At 54.9% G+C, this 22,796-nt stretch carries 17 protein-coding genes and 1 pseudogene; 11 read left to right on the top strand and 7 right to left on the bottom strand.

Going from position 1 to position 22,796, the window contains the following annotated elements; all coding sequences use genetic code 11:
- Nucleotides 1-551 precede the first annotated feature (551 nt).
- From QE432_RS09370 to QE432_RS09350, 5 genes and pseudogenes are all read left to right on the top strand, one after another.
- Entirely contained in the window at nucleotides 552-770 is a 219-nt protein-coding gene (locus QE432_RS09370) for a hypothetical protein (protein WP_306623920.1), read from the top strand.
- A 46-nt stretch (nucleotides 771-816) separates the two neighbouring features.
- On the top strand, nucleotides 817-1,221 hold the full coding sequence (locus QE432_RS09365; RefSeq protein WP_306623918.1) for a hypothetical protein: 405 nt from the start codon (nucleotides 817-819) through the stop codon (nucleotides 1,219-1,221).
- A 313-nt stretch (nucleotides 1,222-1,534) separates the two neighbouring features.
- Nucleotides 1,535-1,843: pseudogene (locus QE432_RS09360) on the top strand (nucleotidyltransferase family protein); the annotation flags it as partial.
- A gap of 904 nt (nucleotides 1,844-2,747) precedes the next feature.
- Nucleotides 2,748-3,098 (top strand): MbcA/ParS/Xre antitoxin family protein, encoded by a 351-nt coding sequence (locus tag QE432_RS09355; protein WP_035199106.1) that lies wholly within the window; start codon nucleotides 2,748-2,750, stop codon nucleotides 3,096-3,098.
- Between the two features lie 7 nt (nucleotides 3,099-3,105).
- The gene (locus QE432_RS09350) at nucleotides 3,106-3,603 is read left to right on the top strand and encodes an RES family NAD+ phosphorylase (RefSeq protein WP_035200513.1); all 498 of its coding nucleotides are present in this window, start codon (nucleotides 3,106-3,108) and stop codon (nucleotides 3,601-3,603) included.
- Nucleotides 3,604-3,832: 229 nt separating this feature from the next.
- Here QE432_RS09350 and QE432_RS09345 read toward each other — a convergent pair whose 3' ends face one another.
- On the bottom strand, nucleotides 3,833-4,210 hold the full coding sequence (locus QE432_RS09345; protein WP_080671273.1) for a hypothetical protein: 378 nt from the start codon (nucleotides 4,208-4,210) through the stop codon (nucleotides 3,833-3,835).
- A gap of 682 nt (nucleotides 4,211-4,892) precedes the next feature.
- On the opposite strand from QE432_RS09345, the gene QE432_RS09340 reads away from it, so the two are divergent.
- Nucleotides 4,893-5,522: a hypothetical protein gene (locus QE432_RS09340; RefSeq protein WP_306623916.1), complete on the top strand. Its 630-nt coding sequence runs from the start codon at nucleotides 4,893-4,895 to the stop codon at nucleotides 5,520-5,522.
- A 125-nt stretch (nucleotides 5,523-5,647) separates the two neighbouring features.
- On the opposite strand, the gene QE432_RS09335 is transcribed toward QE432_RS09340, so the two are convergent.
- The 4 genes from QE432_RS09335 to QE432_RS09320 all read right to left on the bottom strand — a co-directional run bounded on the left by QE432_RS09335 (nucleotide 5,648) and on the right by QE432_RS09320 (nucleotide 10,439).
- Nucleotides 5,648-7,312, bottom strand: coding sequence for a type IV secretory system conjugative DNA transfer family protein (locus QE432_RS09335; RefSeq protein ID WP_306623914.1), 1,665 nt, complete (start codon nucleotides 7,310-7,312; stop codon nucleotides 5,648-5,650).
- On the bottom strand, nucleotides 7,309-7,617 hold the full coding sequence (locus QE432_RS09330) for a mobilization protein (RefSeq protein WP_306623912.1): 309 nt from the start codon (nucleotides 7,615-7,617) through the stop codon (nucleotides 7,309-7,311). The genes QE432_RS09335 and QE432_RS09330 overlap by 4 nt, the downstream gene beginning before the upstream one ends.
- 186 nt (nucleotides 7,618-7,803) lie before the next feature.
- Entirely contained in the window at nucleotides 7,804-8,730 is a 927-nt protein-coding gene (locus QE432_RS09325; protein WP_112192225.1) for a nucleotidyltransferase and HEPN domain-containing protein, read from the bottom strand.
- Between the two features lie 677 nt (nucleotides 8,731-9,407).
- Nucleotides 9,408-10,439 (bottom strand): IS110 family transposase, encoded by a 1,032-nt coding sequence (locus tag QE432_RS09320; protein ID WP_174065808.1) that lies wholly within the window; start codon nucleotides 10,437-10,439, stop codon nucleotides 9,408-9,410.
- 376 nt (nucleotides 10,440-10,815) lie between these two features.
- Here QE432_RS09320 and traA point away from each other — a divergent pair, with 376 nt between their 5' ends.
- Complete coding sequence (gene traA / locus QE432_RS09315) at nucleotides 10,816-14,607, top strand: Ti-type conjugative transfer relaxase TraA (RefSeq protein ID WP_306623910.1); 3,792 nt, start codon at nucleotides 10,816-10,818, stop codon at nucleotides 14,605-14,607.
- Nucleotides 14,608-14,943: 336 nt separating this feature from the next.
- Here the strand turns inward: traA and QE432_RS09310 are convergent, their stop codons facing one another.
- Nucleotides 14,944-15,156, bottom strand: a complete 213-nt coding sequence (locus QE432_RS09310) for a hypothetical protein (protein WP_306623908.1) — start codon at nucleotides 15,154-15,156, stop codon at nucleotides 14,944-14,946.
- A gap of 60 nt (nucleotides 15,157-15,216) precedes the next feature.
- A complete protein-coding gene (locus tag QE432_RS09305) occupies nucleotides 15,217-15,585 on the bottom strand; it encodes a hypothetical protein (RefSeq protein WP_306623906.1) in 369 nt (122 codons plus the stop codon).
- Nucleotides 15,586-16,137: 552 nt separating this feature from the next.
- Here QE432_RS09305 and QE432_RS09300 point away from each other — a divergent pair.
- From QE432_RS09300 to QE432_RS09285, 4 genes are read left to right on the top strand one after another with little or no spacing between them, the layout of a single operon-like run.
- On the top strand, nucleotides 16,138-17,601 hold the full coding sequence (locus QE432_RS09300) for a hypothetical protein (RefSeq protein WP_306623904.1): 1,464 nt from the start codon (nucleotides 16,138-16,140) through the stop codon (nucleotides 17,599-17,601).
- Nucleotides 17,498-19,705: a DEAD/DEAH box helicase gene (locus tag QE432_RS09295; RefSeq protein ID WP_306623902.1), complete on the top strand. Its 2,208-nt coding sequence runs from the start codon at nucleotides 17,498-17,500 to the stop codon at nucleotides 19,703-19,705. Before QE432_RS09300 ends, QE432_RS09295 begins: the two co-directional genes overlap by 104 nt.
- Nucleotides 19,702-21,453: a phospholipase D-like domain-containing protein gene (locus QE432_RS09290; RefSeq protein ID WP_306623900.1), complete on the top strand. Its 1,752-nt coding sequence runs from the start codon at nucleotides 19,702-19,704 to the stop codon at nucleotides 21,451-21,453. Before QE432_RS09295 ends, QE432_RS09290 begins: the two co-directional genes overlap by 4 nt.
- A 15-nt stretch (nucleotides 21,454-21,468) precedes the next feature.
- A complete protein-coding gene (locus QE432_RS09285; RefSeq protein WP_306623899.1) occupies nucleotides 21,469-22,647 on the top strand; it encodes an AlbA family DNA-binding domain-containing protein in 1,179 nt (392 codons plus the stop codon).
- The last annotated feature ends 149 nt before the right edge of the window (nucleotides 22,648-22,796 follow it).

The raw sequence follows: 22,796 nt of genomic DNA, 5'->3' as shown, positions 1-22,796 counted from the left end.
ATGATATTGTTATTATAATCGATCGCCGCCAGTTTTCATCGCCTTTTCAATCCACTTGCCAATCAGATTCCTTCCCGCTTCCCCATATAAATAAATCCACCTCGCTGTAAAAACCTATATAAAATCACATGGTTATAGCGGTCCAAAATTATCTGCGCACAAACAGACGAGCTTTACCAATCAAATCCCCATCCTCCCTTAATGCGGTTGGTTTATGCTTATTTATATGTTTGTGTGTCCAGCTGAGTAAATTATATGTTTTACCGACACCCTCCAGCCGTTGATCTGATCCTAACCAAACCACCCACTCACCCTCGCCAAAGGGAAATCCATTCCCGGCATCAAGTATAAATATACAAATATATGTATTAATAGCAATTACGAAGGTATAATATTCCGCCTGCACGCCCTGCAGCGCGTGCTCCCCTCATGTAATCGAATGACAGGTAAATACGGATCGTTCAGCCTATCAAAAGTTGCAAAAATGATTGACTATCGCGGCCGCGTGAGGGAGCCTCTGCGCGAAAATACGGGGAACATAACAAATCATCATGTCGCCAGAACGCTTTAATGAATGCCTGCGGGTAATCCGCTGGACGCCAATCAATATTGCCTCTGCCTTGCAATGTGAACTCTCATGGATCGAGGCGCTGGAAGCCGGCAACGATACAGTTCCAGATGGCCTCTCAACATGGCTGGAAACGCTCGCGCAAGCCCATGAAGCATTACCGCCGCCATCAACCTACAGAGGAAAACGGTCGACATTCTGATGCGGCCAACAGCTGAAAACCTTCACCAACAACCGGATTACGCAATATGAAACATGCCATCGCAATTCTCGGTCTGATCACCGTCTCCAGCCCGGCCTTCGCAGCATCGTGCGAGAAAAACTTCACAGTCTCAGGTGTGCCGATGGTCACAGCTGTCTCTTACAAATCCTTTCAGGAACTGCCGAAAGCCAAAGCACCCGCTGTCCTTCAAAAGCTCGCCCAGGCCGTCGCAGCAGAAGGTTTCTCAGGTATCCAGATCAACAAGGAACTGTCGTCAATCGATGCCCATCAGAAAACCAGCGGAAGCGGCAGGATTCAGACGCTGCGCGTTGTCGCCCGCCAGAAAGGCGCCGCTGTCCGGATCGATGCTGTTTTCAACATTCAGGCAGGACAGATCGCCGACAAGGACGTCATCCGCAAGGGTATCTGCGACATCATAAAAGGCGTGTAAGCCACGGCTTCGCTGCAGAATGCTGATATCATCTCTTCGCAGCGATGCGTCTCCTCTCTCGAGAGAAAACATGCGTTGGCGCCAAATCTATCGATCGACCTTACTACTACTTGATTTAAGGAGAGGACGACGGCTTTTCAGTCGACAATTTGCGGCCATCCAAAGTTGCCGCCTCGACGGCCTGAATGCAATGGTGTCAAAGCGAACCAGTGTCCACTTTCTGAATGAAAACGAAGTGGTCTTGCCTCGCTCCATTGACATCTGACAGCATAGTTATAATTTTTTTGCAAATTCATTATAACGGGATCAGGCGATGACACAGATTGACCTCGTTTACAGAACGGCGTTCGCTGAACTCGCGCAGCGGACGTTCGATGCTCAGTTTCAGGCAGATTTTCCCCTCGGGGGTCGGTTTGTTGCCGTTCCGGTCAAGGGCCGCAATTACTGGTATTTTGATCTCCCTACTCCCGACGGTAAGGACAAGAGACGCTATGTCGGCCCGCAGGATGACGTCGACATCACGGCTCGGGTGAAAGCCCATAGGCAAGTCAAAGACGACATCCGGGAGCGGCGCAAGCTCGTCGGCGTGCTGCTGCGAAGCGGTGGAATGTCCGCGCCGGACCTGCGATTCTCGCGGTGAGGTCTCGATGCTGCTGGGTCGTGAAGGCTTGCGCTATGGTAAGGACGGACAAGCCGGTTACCAGATGGAATGGCATAAGTGCGGCAAGGGTTCAATTAGGCCGTAGCTGGTAGCGCTGATGTCTCGTCCGCCCCCCTTTACAACCTGGAACATTATCTTGTTCGCGACGATAATCGGGCCAATGTTCAGCTCTATTATCGGGGCAATTTTCGGGGTCTTTGTGGAAGGTGCAGAGATCGTATCAGTAATTTCCCTAGCCTTCCTTGGTTGGCTATTTGGTTTGATACCCGCGTTCGTCTGTGGAGTGTTGTTTGCCAATCTTCGGGGTTGGTTTGGGACCGGGTACTCATTCGCGGCTTGTTGCGGCATTGTCAGCGTAATACCGTTCATTTATTTGTCCGATAACCTTGAGCTAAAAATATCTGCGTCTACCTTTTTAGCCGTTACTATTTGTGGCCTATCGGCAATTGCTACGCGATTTACGGCTACGTTATTTCTGCGGAAATTTGGAGCACGGAACGACTTTGATAAATAACTGTGTCGAGCGTTTTGCCATATTCGACGAAGTAGCCGTTTCCGGAGTATTGGGTTCGCCGTTCGTGCAATGACCGCAATTGGCGCAAGAGAGACCATCGGGCCATCGCCGAAAAATCCCAATCGTTGCCACTTGCGACCGCGTGGCAGGGGGGCTTCGTACTTCGGCTGCCGGACGCGGTTTTGCGGCTCGGCGGTATCCCAAGGGCACTCACTGTACGAACGTCCATAGCGACGGCATCCAAGGAGAAGATATAGCGGCCTGCAGCTGAAAGGGACACCCACACCTTGAACGCCTGTAATTTTGACGCTATATTACGTCAATATCTTTGGCTAATCAGAGGAGGCGATCATGGCTCTCGCACAATATGCTGACAACGGGCTGTTCGCGCCAGGAAAAATCGCTGACGTTCTTCATACAACAAGCGACGATATCGCCCGCAGTGCCGGGTTGGGCAAAGATGCGGTACAGCGCAAAGAACGCATCAAGTCCGACAAAACCCAACGGCGACTGCGCGAAATGATCGAAGTCATCAACAAGGTTGAGGCCCGTTTCGGGTCCGCGCTGATGGCATATGCTTGGTATCGTTCACAGCCTCTCTCAGGCTTCTCTGGCCACACGGCAATGCAGCTTGTTCAAGACGGGCGCGCTCACGAAGTACTCGAATACGTCGACGCGATAGACGCCGGCGTGCATGCCTGACCACCCGATGCACTACCGGGGCAAGCTCTACAGGGCGCTTAATCCCGTATTCGCTCGTGAGCCCCTCTCCGGACGAGGAGCCGAGCTTTACGGCGGCAGATTCAATCCGAAAGGTATGCCTGCCCTCTACACGTCAGTGACAGTCATCACGGCACTGAAGGAAGCAAATCAGGCTGGCAGCTTACAGCCTACAACTCTCGTCTCCTACGATGCGGACATAACACCGTTGTTTGATACGCGCGATGGCGCCCTGCTTCATGATCATGGCATTGACGCTAAAACCCTCGGCACCGCGACCTGGCGAGACGACATGAATGTATTCGGTGAAGCCCCCACACAACGTCTTGCCCGGACTCTGAAAAACGAGGGCTTTTGCGGTTTAATAGTCAGGAGCTTTGCTCCGGGTGCGACTGATACCGACCTCAACGTCGTCCTCTGGACATGGGGAGACACTCTCCCACATCAGTTGATCCTGATAGATGATGAGCAGCGCTTGTCACGCTGAAACCGCTGTGAAATCTCCGCGGGCGGCAAGAATGCGTCTGAAAAACCCATTATAATGGGTCAATTAATTGAAAATCCGCCGTAAATGACCCACTGGAATGGGTCAATATACACAGCCTGACGCCCATGCTGCGAGACGAAGGACATCAAATCCGGCTCGCCACTGTATTCGATGGCAGGAGCAAAGATGGCGGCGTGGAAACGAGCCTGGCGCCGCCTGCGCCGCTCTATCAAGACTTCATATTCAATAACTCAGGAAACTCGTAATACCTCAGCCGCTTGTCACGGCAGCGGTAATCATTCTTTGAGGAGTCCACGCTCACGTTGTGTTTTAAGGCTACGCCGATATAGGACCAATTCGGGTTGGAATGTTCCGCCGTCCGAGTGCAAAAAGCATAAATCCGCCTCTCAGGATCGAGCAGCACTACGCTTGAAATCTCGGCTTTCGTGAAATTTCCGAGCTTGATAGTTCCGCGCAACGCGTCCACATAGTCGCGTTTAATCGATCTGGGTGGAGGACGCTGCGAATCCAAAACCGATTGTGGTGCCGGAGTCTGGCAGCCAGCTAACGCCATCGCGGCGGCACAGAGAAGCAAAGCCGTCTTCATTCGATTCAATCCCAAAAGTCAAAAACAACACGCACAATATATCCTACAACTATAGGGATACATACACGCAACGCACACGTATCCACAGCCGAAAATAGCAAGGTTACCCTCCGATAGACCGGGTGATAGCCATCAAACAGGTTGCGACACGCTTCCCGATGAATCGCTCGGGGGCCCCTGCTAACGCAAGAGGAACTTGCGACGATGTTGTCGCTGACTAGGCACCAGATACCCGAGATCGAAACTGCCGCACCGAAACTCGAAACGCTAGAAAAGTCGGACGGCTGTTTGGATTACGTGTGGCCTCGTGCCCCCGGGCATGAATCGGAACCATCAGCAATCCTGGCACAAAATCCCGCAAAGGCGACAGGTTGCCCCTGCAATAAATATCGCCATCATGTTTTACTTCTGAAATCTCCATCAAACCTACGATAAAAATACGATTAGTACTGAAACTCTTCAGTGAAACAACTCACATCGTGGTCCACGCACTGCATCGGCGTCACACCAGGGGGCCAACTTCGACGCCTGAAGCTCACCGTGGAGGTCTACCATTGACGGTTGTCGGCCGACCCGGCAACCTCATACGATGACAGCGACCAACAGTTTCATTGCCGGGCTCAACCGGAGCGCATGTTTGATTGACCACGATGCGCTCCACCCTTAAAAGGAAATCTCCTCCATGCTTTGCAACAATCCGCAATGCACACTGCAGGATTGGCTATCCGCAACCTCGGGGTGGGCGGGACTGGTTGTGGCGATTTTCGCTGCCTATTATGTTTATCACCAACTTTCGGAGCAACGTAAGCAGACGGCATTTCTTATAGGCGACGGAACCCCAACCATTGAGGTTTTCCTGTGCTCGATGCACGGCCAGAGAGCTATTTTCAGAATCGTCAACTGGAATAGGCGAGTCTTTTCAATTCGACGCATCAAGATTGAAATTCCGGGTTTCATCACAAAACCGCCGGCGAGATTGGTTTTCTTCGAGCCAAATTCGGAAGCGCCAGTGGAGAAACTCCCCGCGCGTATTCGGCCGAACGGCTACCTCAAGGAGGTTCATGCCGCTAACGGCTGGCTTGATCGGCAAACAGCTCCACACGTGCTGGACTTCGAGATTCACTTCGAAGAGGGTGATGAGGATTTCTCCGAGCTTTTGAAGCACGCAACTGTAGCAGATCGAGCACGGGTGCACGTCTCGTGTCACTACGAAGACGGGCTTGGCAAAAGTGAAACTCTCTCCATCAGTCTCGAAGCTCTCGATTTTCTGCCGAACAGTATTAAGCGGTCGGACTTTGATATGGCCGAATAACTTGCGTTCGCGAACTGCGTGGCCAGTGAATTGCGCGCAAATTGCCTTCACAATCAAGATAGCCGGAGGGCCGCGCATACAATGGTGTGACGGGTTGCCCAACTGCCTTTTTACCACCATTCCCGTTAAACTGGGTCGAACATCTCCCTGAATTCCGGATCGGCAAAATAGGCGAGCTTTTCAGCAAATATTGGTCGTTGTCCGGCTAGAAACAGCAATTGTCCGTGCGCCGGAAGATTGCGCACCTCATCAGGGGTGAGTAGCGGCCGGCCGGTATGTTGCTGGCTGTAGGAGATCCCGGTCTTATCGGAATCGAGGGCTCTCGCCATGGTCTGGAACACGACCGTCTCCTGCCCGAGCAAATCAGAGATGAGGCGGGCGCTGTCATGATCGTTGACGCCGAAGACCTGCAGCACGCCGGCGTTTGACAGGAAGGTTCCGGCGCGGTGACCGTATGTGGCACGCAGCTGATGGATGTCCTGGAGGATGGGCCAAAGCTGGACACCATAGCCCGCCATCAGACCCATCGCGCGTTCGACAGGTGCCAAATACCCAAGGGATGCGAACTCATCGAGCAGATAGAGAACCGGTGTCGCCGGCTTTGTCGGATCGCGGGCCATTTCGAGCAGGCTTTGTGAGACAAGCAGGCGCAGCCAGCGCGAATAGGTCGAGAGGCGATCAGGGGGAAGGACGAGGAACACCGTCACGTTGCTGTGCTTGAGATCGGCAAACCGGAAATCCGAGCCGCTGAGGACGGCCGTCATGCGCGGTGAATCAAGAAAATGCGTATGGCGTTGGGCTGCGGAGAGAACGCCTGCGGCTTCGCGATCGGATTTTCCGAGGTGGCGGTTTGCGGCACGCGCGACAAGACCTCTTGCCGCATTGCTGTCCTGCATACGCTTGAGCAGTGCTGCAAATTGTTCCGGAGCAAGGGTCAGATACTCTCGAAGTGTTGCGAGGTGTCTGCGTCTCAAAGGTTCAGATGCAACGATCTCGAGCAACAATCCGCCGATAAGAGCTTTTGCCTCCTCGTTCCAATGCGCCTCGCCCGCCATTCCCGGTTCGTCGAACACGAGGGCATCGGCAAGGGTGCTGGCGTCGTCCGCGACATCGAGGCCGTGGGGATCTAGCATGGCCAGGGGATTGAACGCTGCCGAGGGTCTCCCGGTAACACCAAAAGGATCGAGCACATGAACCGGCCCGAATTTCTGGCGCGCACGGCCGGTGATTCTTGCATTCTCGCCTTTTGGATCGACGCAGATCATGGACCGGTCGGCGGTCAGCAGGTTCGGGATGATCGTGCCGACACCTTTACCGCTACGGGTCGGCGCCATCGTCAGGAGATGGGCCGGGCCATCATAGCGCAGAGGCTTGGCCGTTTTCGTATGACGACCGATCAACAGGCCGGAACCGGATGAGGTGAGTGCGGCTATCTCCTTGTGTGTCGCGAAGCGGGCAGAGCCATGGGTATCATCGTCATCATCCCCGAAATGCAAAATCAGTGGAGTGGTGATGAACCAAAAGGTGATAACGGCGAGCGACAGCAGGGTTAAGAGACCTGGGATAATGTAGACAGGCGAGCCGTGCCGGAAACCCATTTGATCAAGGAAGTGAGCGCCACCCATGCCGATCACAAACGTGACGATGAACAGGATGAACATAAATCCGAGGAGCCGTTTCCAGATTCGGAAGGGCATGGCAATCAAAGCCAGAAATGCCCAAAGCGGATCACGCGCGGCGGCTCGCATCATGTTTTTGAATGCCTCCCGGGCAAGTCGCAATCGGTTCATGGAGCACCCTGCACGCCGCCACCACTCTCTGCCGTGCTCGGCTGTACTGGTCGAATCAGATCGGCAAAGAGCGCCTTGTCACTGTCGCGTGTCAGAAAGCCCGGTAGTTCACGACGCAGCCATTCACCGAGCTGCTGCTTGAAAACCTGATCATCCGAGGTTTCGAGGTGATGCATAACGAGCGACCCGATCAGGACCTTGCGGCGCATGTCGTTGTTGCGCTCGGTTTTCGAGAGACGGGCCTTGAGCGCGGAACGTTGCGCATCCAATTCAGCCAGGCGCTGTTCGATGGTTTTCCTTGCCACGATTATTCCTTTCGATTGCGGTCGCCCCGGAACTGCAGCTGTTGACCACGGCTTCGTTCCTGGAAGACAGACCAGTTTCTATGAGGAGATCGACATAGCGATAGCGAGAGTTGGTTGGACCGTATGGTTCATGACGCTGCGGTGGCTGTTACCTGAGTTCAGGAAAGTTTGTGCCACCCGTGAAGCTCAGTCGCTGGAATTTGCGGCTTGTCTTGCGGCCCGTTCAAGGTTTTGGAGATGTTCAGCGCACACCACTTTAACAATGTCGTAGAGCACCGACGCTCGGCCCATTATCCAAGAGAGACCTTCTTCAGACATCTCATAGTGTTCAGAATACCTGGCTTTCACATACGCCTCATTGAGTAGATTAAACCAGCTGACATATCTGGCTTGGTCACGAGGCCAAGCCTCGATCAGCCTGACATCACGATCCTCGGAAAGTCCTCTTAGGAATTTGAGGTTATGGGATGCTGGCGTGTGATTTGTAAGGGTAAGAAGTAGAGCGCCGTACATATGCTCCACTGCTTGGTGCAACTGAAAGGCAGTGCCCGGAAGGTCTCTGTTTTGCAGGCCGAATAGTGAGAAATTCACGAAACTATCGATCACCTTGAAACGATTGGCAGCATTCTTTCGCGCCACCTCAAAAGCTTCGTGCGGCATCAAGACTTTCGGCTCGGCGAGTTCTCTGTCATCAAGTTCGTAGAGCGCAATGCCATCCCGTCGGATATCGCTGAAGAAATATTGCCCTTCCTGCAGAAAATTGCTGATCTCGCGAGCGCCATGGACAATGAGGCTAACAGGCGTCTCGATCTCCTTGTCCCACATCAGCCGATCGGTCGCCTTGTCCCAGTACTTGGGATCGGCCAGTTCCTTGTTGCTGACGATGACAAGGATATCGAAATCCGAGCGGTAGCCTTTCGACGTATGCGGCTCATCCACCCAGGTGCCACGCGCGTAAGAACCGAACAGAATGATTTTGAAAATCCGTCCATCCTTCTTGGCGTCAGACTTGGAGCGGTCCACCAGATCAGCAAACTCTTCCTGAATAATTCCGACGACACGCGCGAGCTCGCGTTGCTTTCGTTCTGGCAAATGTTCAAGGCTGGTCTTCATGTCTGCTCCGCTTATCGACGGTGTCCTGTATGGGCCATTCCAGAGGCCTTTGAAACTCCGATTTTTGGTAGCCACCAAACGAATGCCTGTCTTCCTGGACGATGCACATTCGATCTTGAGGCAACCGGCTCTGATTTGTGCAAATGGTATTGGAATACCCTCATTCCTCAATAGCGAACATTCAATGGTACTTTATCCTAGGTTGTATATCGCGTCCCGGTTTTTCCCAATCGCAGGCGCTCCGGGCGCCATACGGTGGCCGACTGAGTGGAGCGCAGAGGTTACGAAGGACCGTTAACGACGCACCCTTTTGAACCGCTGCAGCCAGATGCCCGCCTGCACTGCCGCTCACTTCGACGCAATTTTGGTAACGCAGTCACGTCAAGAAAGGCACGGTCATGGAGGCGGCCATCACCATCCAGACAGGAGTGCGGGCCGCCCCCTAATTGGAAGCGACCCGCTAGATGGATGATCGAGGGCAAGGCAATTGGAAGCGCTGCATGAGTCTTGACGGCATTACCTTTAAAGATCGCCATTATGCGAAACGCAGAGCAAACGCCTGTATAAAGAACGTATTCTAAATACAACAATATCCTCGGCCTATTCGCTCTCTAGTGCGCTACCCGTTAGCTTACCGCCGACCACCACCTATTCAAACGCCCAAGATTATCGCTGCGTCACGCTGAGGCTTCTCGGCCGTGCGTCAGATCGTAAACTCCCCCATTTGTCAAAAGAGCCCAAATGATGCGCGCGAGACGGTTTGCCACCGCGATAGCGGCAACTTTGTACGGTCGTCTCGCGCGCAATCGAGCGGCCCAACGACCGATTGGAGTTTTCTTATCTCGCATCATGATTACTGTGCCCCCGAGATAAAGCATCGTTCGGAGTTCGCTATTCCCCATTTTCGTAATGCGCCTCAGAACCGAACGACCTCCGCTTGAATGCGTGCGAGGAGTAAGACCCAGCCATGAAGAGAAATGGCGGCCAGACGGAAACCGATGGATATCAGGAATTGTCGCAATAACGCACATTGCAGTTTTCGGGCCAACACCAGGTATCGTCAGAAGCCTACACGCGTTCTCATCGTGTTGGACACGTCGCTCAATCTCTTTGTCTAGTTTCGTGACCAAATCATTCAATCGATGTATCTGGTCGCAAATGTCGGTGAGAGCCTGTTTCATAACTGTCGGCAGGACGGTATCTGCTGCACTTTCCATCAGTTTGAGTAATTTAGAATAATTTTGAATGCCCTTTGCCGCTACCAGGCCGGCCTCCGCTAGGTGCCCCCGCAGCGCGTTTACGAGTTGAGTCCGTTGTGAAACAAAAAGGCTGCGAGTTCGAAAAATCGTAATCGCCGCTTGTTGGTTCAGGGTTTTGACTGGAACGAAGCGCATTGTCTTTTGCGTAAGCGCAACATTGATCGCCTCCGCATCGTTGGCATCGGTCTTGCCCCGTTTCACGAAGGGCTTCACGTAACTGGTATGGATCAACCGCACGTCATGCCCAAATTCTAGTAACTGGCGTGCCCAGTAATAACTTGTAGCGCAGGACTCCATTCCGATCAGGCATGGTTTGAGCTTGCTGAAAAACTCCAGAACGTTCTCGCGTTTGATCTTCGTGTTGAAAAGGGTTTCTCCGCTCGCATCTGCTCCATGCGCCTGGAAAACCTGCTTGGCTATATCAAGCCCTACCGTCGCCACGTCCTGCATCGGCCGCTCCCTTGAAACCCTGGGGATCAATGCCACGATATCATCGCTCGATTTCAGATTGATGATGTGAAGCACATAACGCCGTCTTCGGTGCTCGTTCAGGCCTCGGAGAGCCCGCTGAACACAGTCTCGATGTCCGCTGACATCGACCTGACTGAATGCCCCATTTTTCAGCGCGGAAATTCACCTCTTCAAACTGAGGCGTTTGGCGCCTATTCAAAAACGCGAGATTGTCTTTATTCGACTACTACTTTTAGTAGTCGAAATCACCGTTCGTTGTTGCTAGCGTCGCCACCGGTAAACAGACAAGGGCGCACTTACGACTTGCGGCACGTTTGAGCGTTTGGTCTCCCCGTTTGCGTATCGGAGATTTCGTTTGGCGATTTATCATCTCAGCACCAAACCTGTCTCGCGGTCATCCGGTCGCAGCGCTGTCGCATCCGCCGCCTACCGTTGCGCGGTTCTTCTCGTCAATCATCGCGATGGCCTTGTGCATGACTTCACCCGCAAAGAGGGTGTCGAGCACAGTGAGATCGTGCTGCCGCAAGGCGTGTCTGCCGACTGGGCTTTGGATCGCTCGAAATTGTGGAATGCTGCCGAGTTTGCAGAAAAGCGCAAGGACGCCCGCGTCGCCCGCGAATTCGAAATCGCGCTTCCGCATGAGCTTTCGCCAGAGGGGCGACTGAAGGCTGCACGCGCCTTTGCCCAAGATCTGGCAAACCGCTATGGCGCGGCCGTGGATTTTGCAATCCATTCGCCAAGTGAGCATGGTGATATCAGGAACTACCATGCGCATGTGCTGATGACGACGCGACAGGTTGGCAAAGCCGGCCTTGGCGAGAAGACTGTTCTTGAGCATAAGAACGCACGGCTGTTGGCAAATGGCATGGCGACAACCGACATGCAGCTTCGCGATATCCGGCAGTCATGGGAAGGCATCGCCAACCGTCAGCTGCAACGCGAAGGCCTGGATGTTCGCATCGATCATCGCTCGCATGCGCAGCGCGGTCTTGAGTTGTCGCCGACCGAGCATATGGGCGTGCATGCGTCGCAGATGCAGCAGCAAGGAATGGCAGTCGAGCGCGGGCGACTGGATGACGAGGCAGCACGGCAAAATGCCGCGCTGATCCGCCAAAAACCGGAACAGGTTTTGACGCTGATCAGCCATGAGAAGAGCGTGTTCGATCGCCACGATATCGCCAAAACCTTGCATCGCTACATCAACGATGACGCGCAAACGTTCCAGAACGCCTTTGCGGCTGTTTTGGCATCACCAGCGCTCGTGGCGCTTCAGCCTGAGCGCACCGATGCCGAGACAGGCGAAGTGTCCAAAGCGCGCTATTCGACGCGGGACATGATCGATCTGGAACTTGGCATGGCGCGATCGGCGGAGCGGTTGCACCAAGCGCATTCCCATGGTGTCGATCCTCGCCATGTCGATCGAGCCATGGAGAGGCAGGATAACGCTATTCGGAAAAGCTCCGGCGGAATGTTAGCTGCGAGCGATCCCTCAGCGGGATTGTCGGACCAACAGCGTCACGCGATTGCGCATATTACAGGTCCAGAACGCATCGCCGCTGTGGTCGGGTTTGCCGGCGCTGGAAAGTCCACCATGCTGGCAGCCGCTCGCGAGGCGTGGGAGGCGCAAGGCTATCAGGTCCATGGTGCTGCGCTTAGCGGAAAGGCAGCCGAGGGTCTTGAGGAAAGTTCCGGTATCCAGAGCCGCACGCTTGCGTCATGGTCTTACAGTTGGGACCATGGTCGGGATCTGATCGGTCGCGGTGACGTGTTCGTCATTGACGAGGCCGGCATGGTCGGGAGCCGTCAGCTTGCCCGCTTTATCGGAGAAGCAAAAGAGCGCGGCGCAAAGATCGTTCTTGTCGGGGACCATGAGCAGCTACAGGCGATCGGGGCTGGTGCACCCTTCAGGGCGATTGCCGAGCAGATCGGCCATGTCGAACTTTCAAATATTCGCCGCCAGCGCCATGATTGGCAAAGGCAAGCATCGGTTGCCTTTGCGACCCACAAGACGGCCGAGGGGCTCGCCGCCTATCGCGATCACGGCGCCATCCACTTTGCGGAAAGCCGCGACAAGGCGATGGCGCAGATCGTGCGTGATTATCTTGCCGATAGCGAAGAGCATCCGCACGGCACCCGGGTTGCCATGGCGCATCGCCGAGCCGACGTGCGAGCCCTCAATGCCGCCATCCGCTCCGAGCTTCAGAACAGACAAAAGCTGGAGCGTGGCCCGGGGCTGAGCGACGGTACGGACCGTGGAGACCGTGGGGATGTTGGGGTCGGCAAGGACGGCGGAGAACGCGTGTTCCAGACCAATAACGGCAAACGCGCTTTCGCCGCCGGTGACCGGATCATCTTCCTCGAAAACAACCGAGACCTCCGCGTCAAAAACGGCATGCTTGGCACCGTCGAGCATGTGGAGCCGGGCAAGATCATCGCCCGGCTCGATGGTCGAGGCGGCGACAGTGTCAGCATTCCGACAGACAGCTATCAGGCGATCGACCACGGCTATGCGACGACGATCCACAAAAACCAGGGGGCGACAGTCGATCGCGCTTTTGTGCTGGCGTCGAGCACCATGGACCGGCATCTGACCTATGTTGCCATGACCAGGCATCGCGACGGCGTGCAGCTCTATGCGGACATCCAGGAGTTCACCAATGCGGGCCGGCTGGTTGATCACGGCATTGCGCCCTACGAGCATCATCGCCAGGCGCGAGAAAACTATTTTGTGACGCTGGAGAATGACAAGGGCGATCAGCGCACGGTGTGGGGCGTCGATCTCAAGCGGGCCATGCGAGATGCATCGCCAAAGATCGGGGACAGGATTGGACTGCAGCATGAAGGCGCCACGCCTGTCACGCTTCCGGATGGCACGCAGGCCGAGCGCAATGCATGGCGTGTCGTCAAGGGTGACGCGTTGGCGTACCAGCAGCTGACAAGCCGCCTGTCGCGTTCCGGCGCGAAGGAAACCACACTGGATTACGTCTGGGACTTTGCCGAGCGGCGCGGGATCGCCGGCGACCCGTGGATCGTGAGCAACCGATGGATCGGGCACGAGTTTGGGGTGAGAAGCAAGATTGAACTTGCTTCCGCCAAAGATGAGCGTCATGAGGTCTTGTCCCGTGCGGCCCATCTGCAACGGGAGCAGCAGGGCCGGCCATCAGAACGTCAGCAGGTTTACGAGGAACGTGCCGGCGATCTGGCCGGCCCTGTTCACCGCGAAGATCCTCGCAATCAGTTCGCCCGAACAATCGATGACGGTCGGCGCGACGACCGAATAGAGGACAGCAAAGGATACCGCCGCATCCGGTGGTCCGACCTCATGTCGCAAGACGGCGCCGTCCCTGCCCCCACAGAAACTGTAGTCCAACAATCGCTGATCGAAACCGGTAAGCCAGCTCCGCTGGTGCCAGCGATCACGCGTCATGACCGCAGCATCGAAGAGGTGGCCCGCGAAAGGGCGATGTCCGTCATCGATCACAGATTCGATACGGTGGAGTCAGTTGCGCGGCGCGTGTTCCGTGATCCGGTCGAGGTCGCCGCAAGACTGCGCACCGCGATGACCGAGAAGGAAGGCAATGGAAAAATCATGGCAAAGGCCATGGCCGAGCAGCCTGAGCGCTTCGGAGAGCTCCGCGGCAAGTCAGGTCTGTTCGGAAACAACAAGGAGAGGAAAGAGGCGCTGCAATATGCCAGGCCTTTGTCTGCCCATATTGGCTACGTCTCCGAGGCATGGGAGCGCCGGCTTGGCGAAGAACGTCAAAGCGAACAATGGCAGCGTGAGCAGCGCGATATCCTCGCGGTTCCCGGCCTCACGCCGCGTAGCGCCGAGATCATTGCCAAGGTGGAGAAGATGCCGGTCGAGAAGCGGAGCCAGTTTATCGCGGAGCTGCGATCGACATCTGACGGCCAGGCCGCGCTCGGTGAGGCCAAGCTGGTGGCCGAAGCACTCACACGGCGGTTCGGTAGTTCCGATCCTCGCAGGTTCGCCGAGGAGCTTGCGGCGCGCCCGGAGCTCGCAAAGCAGGCCGAGCAGATCAACACAATCGCCCGCATGGTGCATCGTACACGCCATGCCGAGCTCAGCCATGACCATGCGCTGAAACAGCAGATCAACCGGTCTCAGGGGCTTGGACTGAGCCGATAGTAGGCCAGTCTTCGTGCCCGATCGAATTGCCGTGATGGCTTAACTTGCCAGTCCGACGCTCTTGAGCGGCATCGAACCGCTGACATGCGCTCAAATTTCGCTACATCTCTGAAATATAGGGAACTTCGCGAGAGCTCGGCACTCCCTCGGGCGTAAGCTTCATTCGGGAAGTACGGGGATGCCGTACCGCTGATTAAAGTGCGACTCTGATGCGTCAACAATTCCAAGCTAAATCCAACCGTATCCGAGGATGATCGACAACAGGAGAAGTGCGCTTCTGGTCCAACTATGACACCGACCGCGTGCCGCAATCAGCCCAGCTTAGCGAAAGGTTTTTCACTCGTTGGACTCCACCGAGCGGTAATAGGAGCCAGCAAACTTAGCGCCGGTTCCATAAGGGGTATTTTTGGTATTTTCAGTTACAACGAGGTGGCCATCGCATGTAAATGTCAGTTCAAGCGCCACATCGCCCTCGGGCATGTATCTGAGAAAGTCCCCATTACCGGTGAAGTCGTAGGAAAGCGTCGCGTAGAAATCGAACTCGCCCACGCTGCCTATCCCTTCATTGATGCCTCGGAATCCTAGGCCGGAGACGGTTGTCGTCGCTGTTTATCCGAAGCCATAATCCGGAATATGAATCGTCGTGGCCTGCTTCTTCGGGCTTAGGCGGCTCCTCGGCCGACAGCTCCGGACCAGGAACACGTTGACCCACTCAAGCAGCTCCTTCTTGTACAGTTTCACTTCCTGCATCGTGAAGTTCTTGCTTTGTGACGTCTTACCGTCATACTCGTCGTGATGACCGACGCAGAGCCACGCTAGATTGCCTTTGTTGCGATTGGAATTGTCTTGGTCGAGATGGGCGATTTGGCCCTTTCGAACCTTGCTGTTGCGTTCGAGGGCATAGCAAATGCAGCAGCGCCTGCGGCTTTCGATCAGTGTCGCCTTTACATTGTCCGTCGGCATGTGTTTCCGAGCCATTTGTCTTCTCCTGTCCAATCGTGAGCGCGATATCCGCAAAGGCTCAGGATTTTACCAACAGAATTGAAGCGTGAAACGAGTGGCGGTCGTACAGCTATCGAGCAAAGCGGAATCTGGGTGGCACCCGTTTCGGGTTTTCATTTACAGAGAATGATGAGCAGAAGGTCGGCCCACCTCGTCCGGCGGGAGATCTTCCGCGAGTATTCCAAATGAACCTGCATCGCTTCTACACGCGTGTCGTAGCGCCGACCATAAATGTCTTGGAGTGTTCCTCTGCCTATCGCTTTCGACCTGAACAGGCCTGCTGACCATCAGGCCTATGTGTTCCTAGTCTCCCAGGGTTGACAAGACGAGCTCGGATAAAGACTTGCACTGCACGAAAAGGTTCGTGTCGGGCAGCAATAGGAGATCAGCTATCAAAGGAGTCACCCCCTGATCCTCGTGGAAGCACGGCGAGTAAGTCGACTAGAACCCTACTTGGGATTTTGAATAAATCGCCTTGCACACTCATCCCCACGTTGTACTAGTAGAAGTAAATTCAAGGGGAAGAAGATGTCGAGTCGTAAATCAAAGGCCGGATATCTGTCAGAATACACGCTTGACGACAAATATCTTCTCAAGCCAGATCGAAAACAGGGTAGAGCGGGAATCGACGCCGCTCGGACACGCGATTCTCGAGAGGTGCTTATTAAAACGTGGCCCCGCACCAAGGGAGTTGACGATCAGGATCTGGAAATAATCTGGCGAAGCGAAATCCGTCAACTACAGCGTCTTTCCGCTGTCCCACGTGCCGACGACCTATTTGTTCCGATGGTGACGAGCGCCAAGGACAAGGTGGGATTCTACCTGGTCTTGGATCCCGGTCAGGGAAGTCCTCTCAACGTCTTCATCAATGCCAGTCGAAAGCCGCCGCTGCTGGCACAAGCCCGGCAGCCGCGCACGCGTCGTCTACTCTGGGCAAACATTCTGCGGCTCGCAAATGGTGTCGAGCTCCTGCACTCTCAGGGTACTATCCACAGGAACATTGATCCTTGGTCGGTCGTAACCGCGCTGAGTGAAGAACCAGACTTCAGACTGACAGGTTTCGAATGGTCTATGCGGATCGTCGCGATTGATGCCAGCGACGGCAAAAATAGAAAGGCGCCCCGCGAGGAGCGAACATTTTCCTTCGCTCACGACTGGCGTGATCTGGCCCATCTAGCTGCTGTCGTCCTAGACATACCTCTCGGGCCGCTCAACGATCTCAGGATCGTCGCATCGCGTGTTGCCGAGCATGTCCCAGCGGCGGAGGTGAGGCTCCTGAGGGCCATGTTGGGCCTTGAGTATGTAGAACGACTGGACGGCAACTATATTGCAAGTCGGATACAGGCAATCGTCGACGATATTGCCGCGGAGGTCGCCGGAAAGGATGCAGCACTTTGTCTCGCTGTAAGGTTGGGATCTGGAAGTCCCCTCTCGGAGGCTATCAGAAAAGCCTCCGATAGTGAGATCGAAATCGCAGATGACATACAGCAGCTGCGTTTCCTACGCGACGATCTCGGTGAGCAGGTGCAGTTGATTGCCATTCGAGATGGTGGATCAGCAAGGTATGTCCTTCTTGGTCAGCATCTGACGTATAGGCTAACACCCTATCGCCGTCCGAATTCACCCGATGCGGCAAGCTGGGAATTTGCATTTTCCGAGAGGGTCGATCTCGATCCACCGCCAAAGTCACTGATCATTGGCGAGACCCTCATCAATGCCGCTGCTCTGGATCTCGTCAAAACCGGTGATGCGCTTCAATCCTTTCCACGCAGGAGAGGAAAGGTCCAGCATTGGGAAGATTACATAAGCCGTACGGTTGAGCACGCGGCGCAGAAATCGGACGTAGGGCGAATGCATCAGGCTTGTTGCCCTGCTGCTCATTTTGGAGATGGCATATGCGGCGGCCGACATATTTCCGATCGAGATAATCTCAAAGCGGAGCGGCGACAGCGTAGATCAAAAGATCATGCACGTTGTTTCTCGCGTCGATAAAGATCGCGCCGAACTTTCTTCACACCTCGGGTTGGAGGCGCCTGCGATCAGATTGCGCAAACTGCTGAGTTCCGAAACACCTCGCGACGAGGGTGGATGGATGTTCTCTGAGCCGGGCACACTTGGTGACCGTTCTCCGACGAGCACGGCATGGCGCTTTCTCGATTTTGAAGAATTGAACGACGTAGAGTGCATGAAGTTTGAGGGTCCACTACTACCTCATGCGCGCTCGTTTGGATTTCTTGTACCTGCCGATATGGCGGGCCGGATCGCACAGTTCAAGCGTCGCCTTAAGGCTTTGGCAGCTCTTAAGAACCATGGCGAACTGCTGCGAATGTTCGTCGATCCCCGTCTTAGGATCGATGACAGCCAGGATCCCCTCGATGAGAACGCGGAGGCCTTCAAAAAGCTCGATCGATCGAAGCAAAGCGCGCTGCGCGAGATTCTCTCCACCATCCCGCTCTTTCTTCTGCAGGGCCCTCCGGGTGTTGGTAAGACCTATTTAGTTGGCGATCTTGTGACGCGCCGAATGGACGAAGATCCGACTGCGCGAATCCTGCTCTCGGCACAAAGTAATTCCGCAATTGATCACCTGATGAAGGAAGTGCAAACGAGCTTCAAATCATCTGATGAGGACAGCGGACCATTAATGGTGCGTGCGCGGGCCGCGGATGACGATGAAGCCGCCGGTGAATTGGAGATCGACTTCCAGGCCGACAAGCTTCTGCAAGATCTCGCGACAAGCCCGCTGATGCACGAGGCCGCACCACGACTTGCGGCAAGGGTGAACGCTCTTGCATCCGCTAAAACAGTGGTTGGAGTGCGGCGAACCGGCGTGAACGGGGCTGGTAGGCGGATAGCTGCCGAGCTTAGAGCTTTCGAAGGAATGATTCTCAGAGCTGCCAATCTGGTATTTGCAACCACAAACTCGGCCGCGGTGGAGCGATTGATCGAGGAGCAAGGCCTGTTCGACTGGACCGTGGTCGAGGAAGCAGGCAAGGCGACCGGCGGGGAGCTCCTGTCCCCGCTTCTTCTTTCGCACCGGCGCTTAATGATAGGGGATCACAAGCAGCTCCCGCCGTTCGATGTCGATAAAATAGCAAAACTGCTGTCTTCGACTGTTGCGGTTCAGGATGTCGTCAAGCTGGCAGATAGTTTGGTCTCAAGATACTTGAAAGATCCCGGTATCGACGAAACCTTCGAAGAAGTATCAAAGGCAGGTGACGATTTCGGAAGCACATGCGCGGAGGCTTTGTCCTTGCTCACGTTGTTTGAGACATTCGTCGAGCGGGAACTGTCACGCCAAAAAAAGAGGGACATCGGCCCACGCATCGCGCGACGCCTGACCGAACAGTATCGAATGCATCCCGCTATCGCGCGCATCGTTTCGAAATGCTTTTACGAGCGGGAACTGGAAACAAATGCCAGACAGGCTGCAAGATTCGCGACCGAACCGTCTCCCGTGAAAAGCACCAATCCGGCTCTCCTGCCAGATAAACCGATTGTCTTCATTGACATGCCTTACGCACAGGAGGAGGGACCGGGCGGGCGAGGAGGCGAGAGAGCTCCGCCTTGGTCAAACCCAGATGAAGCAGCGGCCGTCATTCAGGCGCTCAAGCATCTTGCGCCAAATGGATCTGGCAAGAGCCCATCACTCGCCGTGCTTTCTCCTTATTGGCAGCAAGTTCGGCGAATAGAGCGGTTGATTGATCAAAGCCGATCTGCCGCGCTCATAAATCTATCTGGGTTCACGCCCGCGGTTGAAGGAAGCGGGTTCTGCGGCACTGTCGATTCCTTCCAGGGCGGTGAGGCGGATGCCGTAATTGTTTCTATGGTACGCAACAACCATCACGCGACAGCCGCGAGAGCTCTCGGCTTCTTAAGGGATAATCGTAGAATGAATGTCATTCTCAGCCGTGCAAAATGGCGCCTAGTCATAGTCGGCAGCCTCTCTTTCTACCGGCATGTCGTCTCGGTTGCGCAGAGTTTGTCTGAGCAGGACATAGGGTTCCTGGCAGACTTCCTCGCCGCTCTCGACGAGGAGAAATCCGCGGGGAACGCATCAATCGTTCCGTGGCACGTGTTGAAGGGAGCGAAGACATGACCTCGGTACAGGTGACTTTCCCCGTGTTGAAGGGCAGCAGGCGATTCATAATCGAGCGGGGCCGTAAGTGGAGCATTATCGAACATCTGCTCCTCGACGCAGTTTCGCGCGGAGCGGCGTCCGCAGCAGACCTGGCCGAACGTTCGACCCTGCCCCGACGCGTGGTGGTCGAGGCATTCATCAGGTTGATGCGTGCTGGATGGGTGGAGATCGTGGCAACGTCCAAAGGCTCTCTATTTCAAATTACCCTGTCCGGCGCGTCACGCGTTCATCAGGAGCAGCTGCCTTCAGCAACGGTAACGGAACCTCGATGGCGAGCATTCACAGTCGAGCAGGTGACCGGAAGCGTCTACCGTGGTAGGGAGCTCGAAATCTACCACAAGAACCAACTTCCTTCTCATACCGAGGAAAGCCCTGTTGTCCATCTCAGTGCTTCGCCCGCGCATCACCTTGAGGACATGAGCGAAGTTTTCACGGCTATCGAAGGCGACGATGAACTTATCGTCGGCGTGGATCGGGGCTCAGAAAAATTAGCCGAGCGATATGCAGTTGTAACTGTTCGAGAGGGCACGATTGAGGGCCTGCCTGCACGTGCGCCGGCACTGTTAAGGCACACGATTTTGCATGCCGCCCTCGAAATTTTGGGACGAGATTCACCTGTCCCGTCTGAAACAGCTGGGTCCACGATAGTGATAAAGGAGACCACCGAGGAACCTCCGAAGTCAACAGCCGCCGCCTATGATCCATCAGACGTGATTCTTGATGGAGAGGAGCATTGGCGCTCATTCGAGCGCATCATCACTGCGGCAACCGAGAGAGTCATCATCCATTCAACATTCATCAGCGACGACCGGGCAACGGCCGTTCTACCATTGCTTCTGCGAGCCGCCGAGCGAGGTGTAAAGGTGGATGTTCTTTGGGGACAGGATGATCTCGGTTCGTCGACGCGTTCATCACAATTCGCCGCAGCCAAGATGCAAACCGCTGTCGACTCGGCTGGGAGGACAGGTGCAATCACCGTGCACCCGTTTTCGACCAATTCCCATGCAAAGGTGGTTTTCGCCGATTCCGCGAAAGGATGGAATGCGCTGATCGGTTCGTGCAACTGGCTCGCTTCAGAGTACACAAGCTTCGAAACATCGCTGCGGCTGCGAGAACCAATCTTGATCGGACAACTTATCCGTAAGCTTGCGGGCCTCGCACAAGGACGGCCGGGCGTCTGGAATGACCTTTCAGTTGAATTGGCGGTGCTCGGACGTCGGGTGATGGATACACCTGGTCCTCGCGGGAGAACCGTTCCGATGCGACTCGTTTATGGGGCAGATCATGCAAAGCTGGTTCTGGAAGCGCGCGACTCGGCTACAAAGCGAATCTTCGCACTCAGTCATCGCATCGGAATCGCCGCCGAATCCCTCGCGCTCTTTCCCGCCCTTGCGGCGGTGAAAGCGCGCGATATCGATGCGTCATTTTTCTATGGAAGGACAACAGGGCCACTTTCAGGAGAGGCTGGCGCAGAACTTGTCCGGACATTCGCGAAGGCCGGCCTACAAGTCAAGCCGGTTCATCGCCCACGAATCCACGCCAAAGTCCTCGGATGGGATGACGACCACTTAGCGATTTCGAGCCTCAATTGGTTATCGGCGGACCCGTCCGAGGCAACGCCGTTTCGCGAAATAGGAGTTCTCGTGAACGCTCCAAAGATCGCGGATAATTTCCTGTGCCGATTCGATTCGGCGATGATTGCCTAGCCAACGAGTTAGTCCATGGCCATATCGGAAATTCCTTTTGATGACTTAACCTTGCAACATATTCGGGACCTAGTAGATGACGGGGTCCCGGAAGGCCGACGGCTTGAATTCAAACGAGACCACTACGGCCGAACGGACGATGCGAAAAAGGAGTTTGCTGCTGACGTGTCCGCATTGGCAAACGCCAGCGGTGGTGACCTAATCATCGGAGTCTCCGAGGAACGAGGCCTTGCATCGGGACTTCCGGGTGTCGAAGCAAAGAATTCCGATGTTCTGACATTGGCGATTTCAGAGTCACTTCGGTCTTCTGTTGAGCCGCAAATATTTGGTCTGCGTGTTCGTTGGCTCGAAATCGGCCCCGAACATGGGGTCATTGTTATTCGCGTACCAAGAAGCTGGGCAGCCCCGCACCGCGTCACAGTCGCAAAAGACGGTCGCTTCTTCATTCGCGACGAAAACGGGAAACATGCGATGAGTGTCGATGAGCTAAGGCGAGCTTTCCTCTATGCTACCGACATAGAGAGCAGAATTCGAGAATTCCGCAGTCAAAGGCTTAACGCTCTTGTGGCGAACGAAGGCCCGCTTGCTCTGGATGACGATACCCCATGTCTCGTTGTGCACATTATTCCTCTAGCAGGGTTTTCAGAGGGATTGCAGATTGAGTTTGACGACAATAGACCCGGTGTGCCTCCAATTGGCGCGAGTGGGTGGAACTCGATGTACTCAATTGATGGGCTGGTTTCTTATTCTGGGCCGGAGGAATCTGGTGGAAGTGTACGTGCGTTCACGACACTTTTCCGAAATGGAGTGGTTGAAGCGGTTGCGCGGTTGCATACTACAGAGGTCAGTGGAACACGAGCAGTCCATCTTGAACCGATTGAAGAGGAAGTTGTTTCTATTGTTTCCAGGGCATTTCGCGAGCTGGACTTTTACCGAGTACCGGCGCCATTTTACATTCTAGTTTCAATCTTGGGAACCAAAGGAATTACGGCTCCCAGAGATCATTGGCGGCAACCAGTTGCTTACCCTTATCGCTCCGAGAAAATCCTACTGCCAGATTTGAGGATTGAAAACGCGCTCCCTGAGCCGTTGGACACGCTAATGCGCCCTCTGTTTGATATTTTGTGGAATGCGTTCGGCCACCGGCGGTCGCCAAGCTATGATGAAGCCGGGATTCGACGGCGTCGCCGCTGAAGCGGCTTAACAGCGTGGTCGCCGTAGGTCGTATCAGCTAATCATATGGATCAGGACGAAGGTGAGAGACGACTTTTCCAAAGAAACAATTTCGCAACTCGCCCGAGGCGTCGGCTTTCGGTGCTCAAATCCCGAGTGTCGTAAACCGA

Origin of the sequence: Agrobacterium sp. SORGH_AS_0745 (assembly GCF_030818995.1) — a bacterium.
Lineage (GTDB): Bacteria > Pseudomonadota > Alphaproteobacteria > Rhizobiales > Rhizobiaceae > Agrobacterium > Agrobacterium tumefaciens.
Note: the sequence above shows the minus strand (reverse complement) of the source record. Positions and strands in the feature narration are given on the sequence as shown.

What these genes read in the sequence shown, in the direction of transcription:
- QE432_RS09370 (WP_306623920.1), top strand. Translation starts at nt 552, where the DNA reads ATGTCGCCAGAACGCTTTAATGAATGCCTGCGGGTAATCCGCTGGACG.
- QE432_RS09365 (WP_306623918.1), top strand. Translation starts at nt 817, where the DNA reads ATGAAACATGCCATCGCAATTCTCGGTCTGATCACCGTCTCCAGCCCG.
- QE432_RS09355 (WP_035199106.1), top strand. Translation starts at nt 2,748, where the DNA reads ATGGCTCTCGCACAATATGCTGACAACGGGCTGTTCGCGCCAGGAAAA.
- QE432_RS09350 (WP_035200513.1), top strand. Translation starts at nt 3,106, where the DNA reads ATGCACTACCGGGGCAAGCTCTACAGGGCGCTTAATCCCGTATTCGCT.
- QE432_RS09345 (WP_080671273.1), bottom strand. Translation starts at nt 4,210, where the DNA reads ATGAAGACGGCTTTGCTTCTCTGTGCCGCCGCGATGGCGTTAGCTGGC.
- QE432_RS09340 (WP_306623916.1), top strand. Translation starts at nt 4,893, where the DNA reads ATGCTTTGCAACAATCCGCAATGCACACTGCAGGATTGGCTATCCGCA.
- QE432_RS09335 (WP_306623914.1), bottom strand. Translation starts at nt 7,312, where the DNA reads ATGAACCGATTGCGACTTGCCCGGGAGGCATTCAAAAACATGATGCGA.
- QE432_RS09325 (WP_112192225.1), bottom strand. Translation starts at nt 8,730, where the DNA reads ATGAAGACCAGCCTTGAACATTTGCCAGAACGAAAGCAACGCGAGCTC.
- QE432_RS09320 (WP_174065808.1), bottom strand. Translation starts at nt 10,439, where the DNA reads ATGCAGGACGTGGCGACGGTAGGGCTTGATATAGCCAAGCAGGTTTTC.
- QE432_RS09305 (WP_306623906.1), bottom strand. Translation starts at nt 15,585, where the DNA reads ATGGCTCGGAAACACATGCCGACGGACAATGTAAAGGCGACACTGATC.
- QE432_RS09300 (WP_306623904.1), top strand. Translation starts at nt 16,138, where the DNA reads ATGTCGAGTCGTAAATCAAAGGCCGGATATCTGTCAGAATACACGCTT.
- QE432_RS09295 (WP_306623902.1), top strand. Translation starts at nt 17,498, where the DNA reads ATGGCATATGCGGCGGCCGACATATTTCCGATCGAGATAATCTCAAAG.
- QE432_RS09290 (WP_306623900.1), top strand. Translation starts at nt 19,702, where the DNA reads ATGACCTCGGTACAGGTGACTTTCCCCGTGTTGAAGGGCAGCAGGCGA.
- QE432_RS09285 (WP_306623899.1), top strand. Translation starts at nt 21,469, where the DNA reads ATGGCCATATCGGAAATTCCTTTTGATGACTTAACCTTGCAACATATT.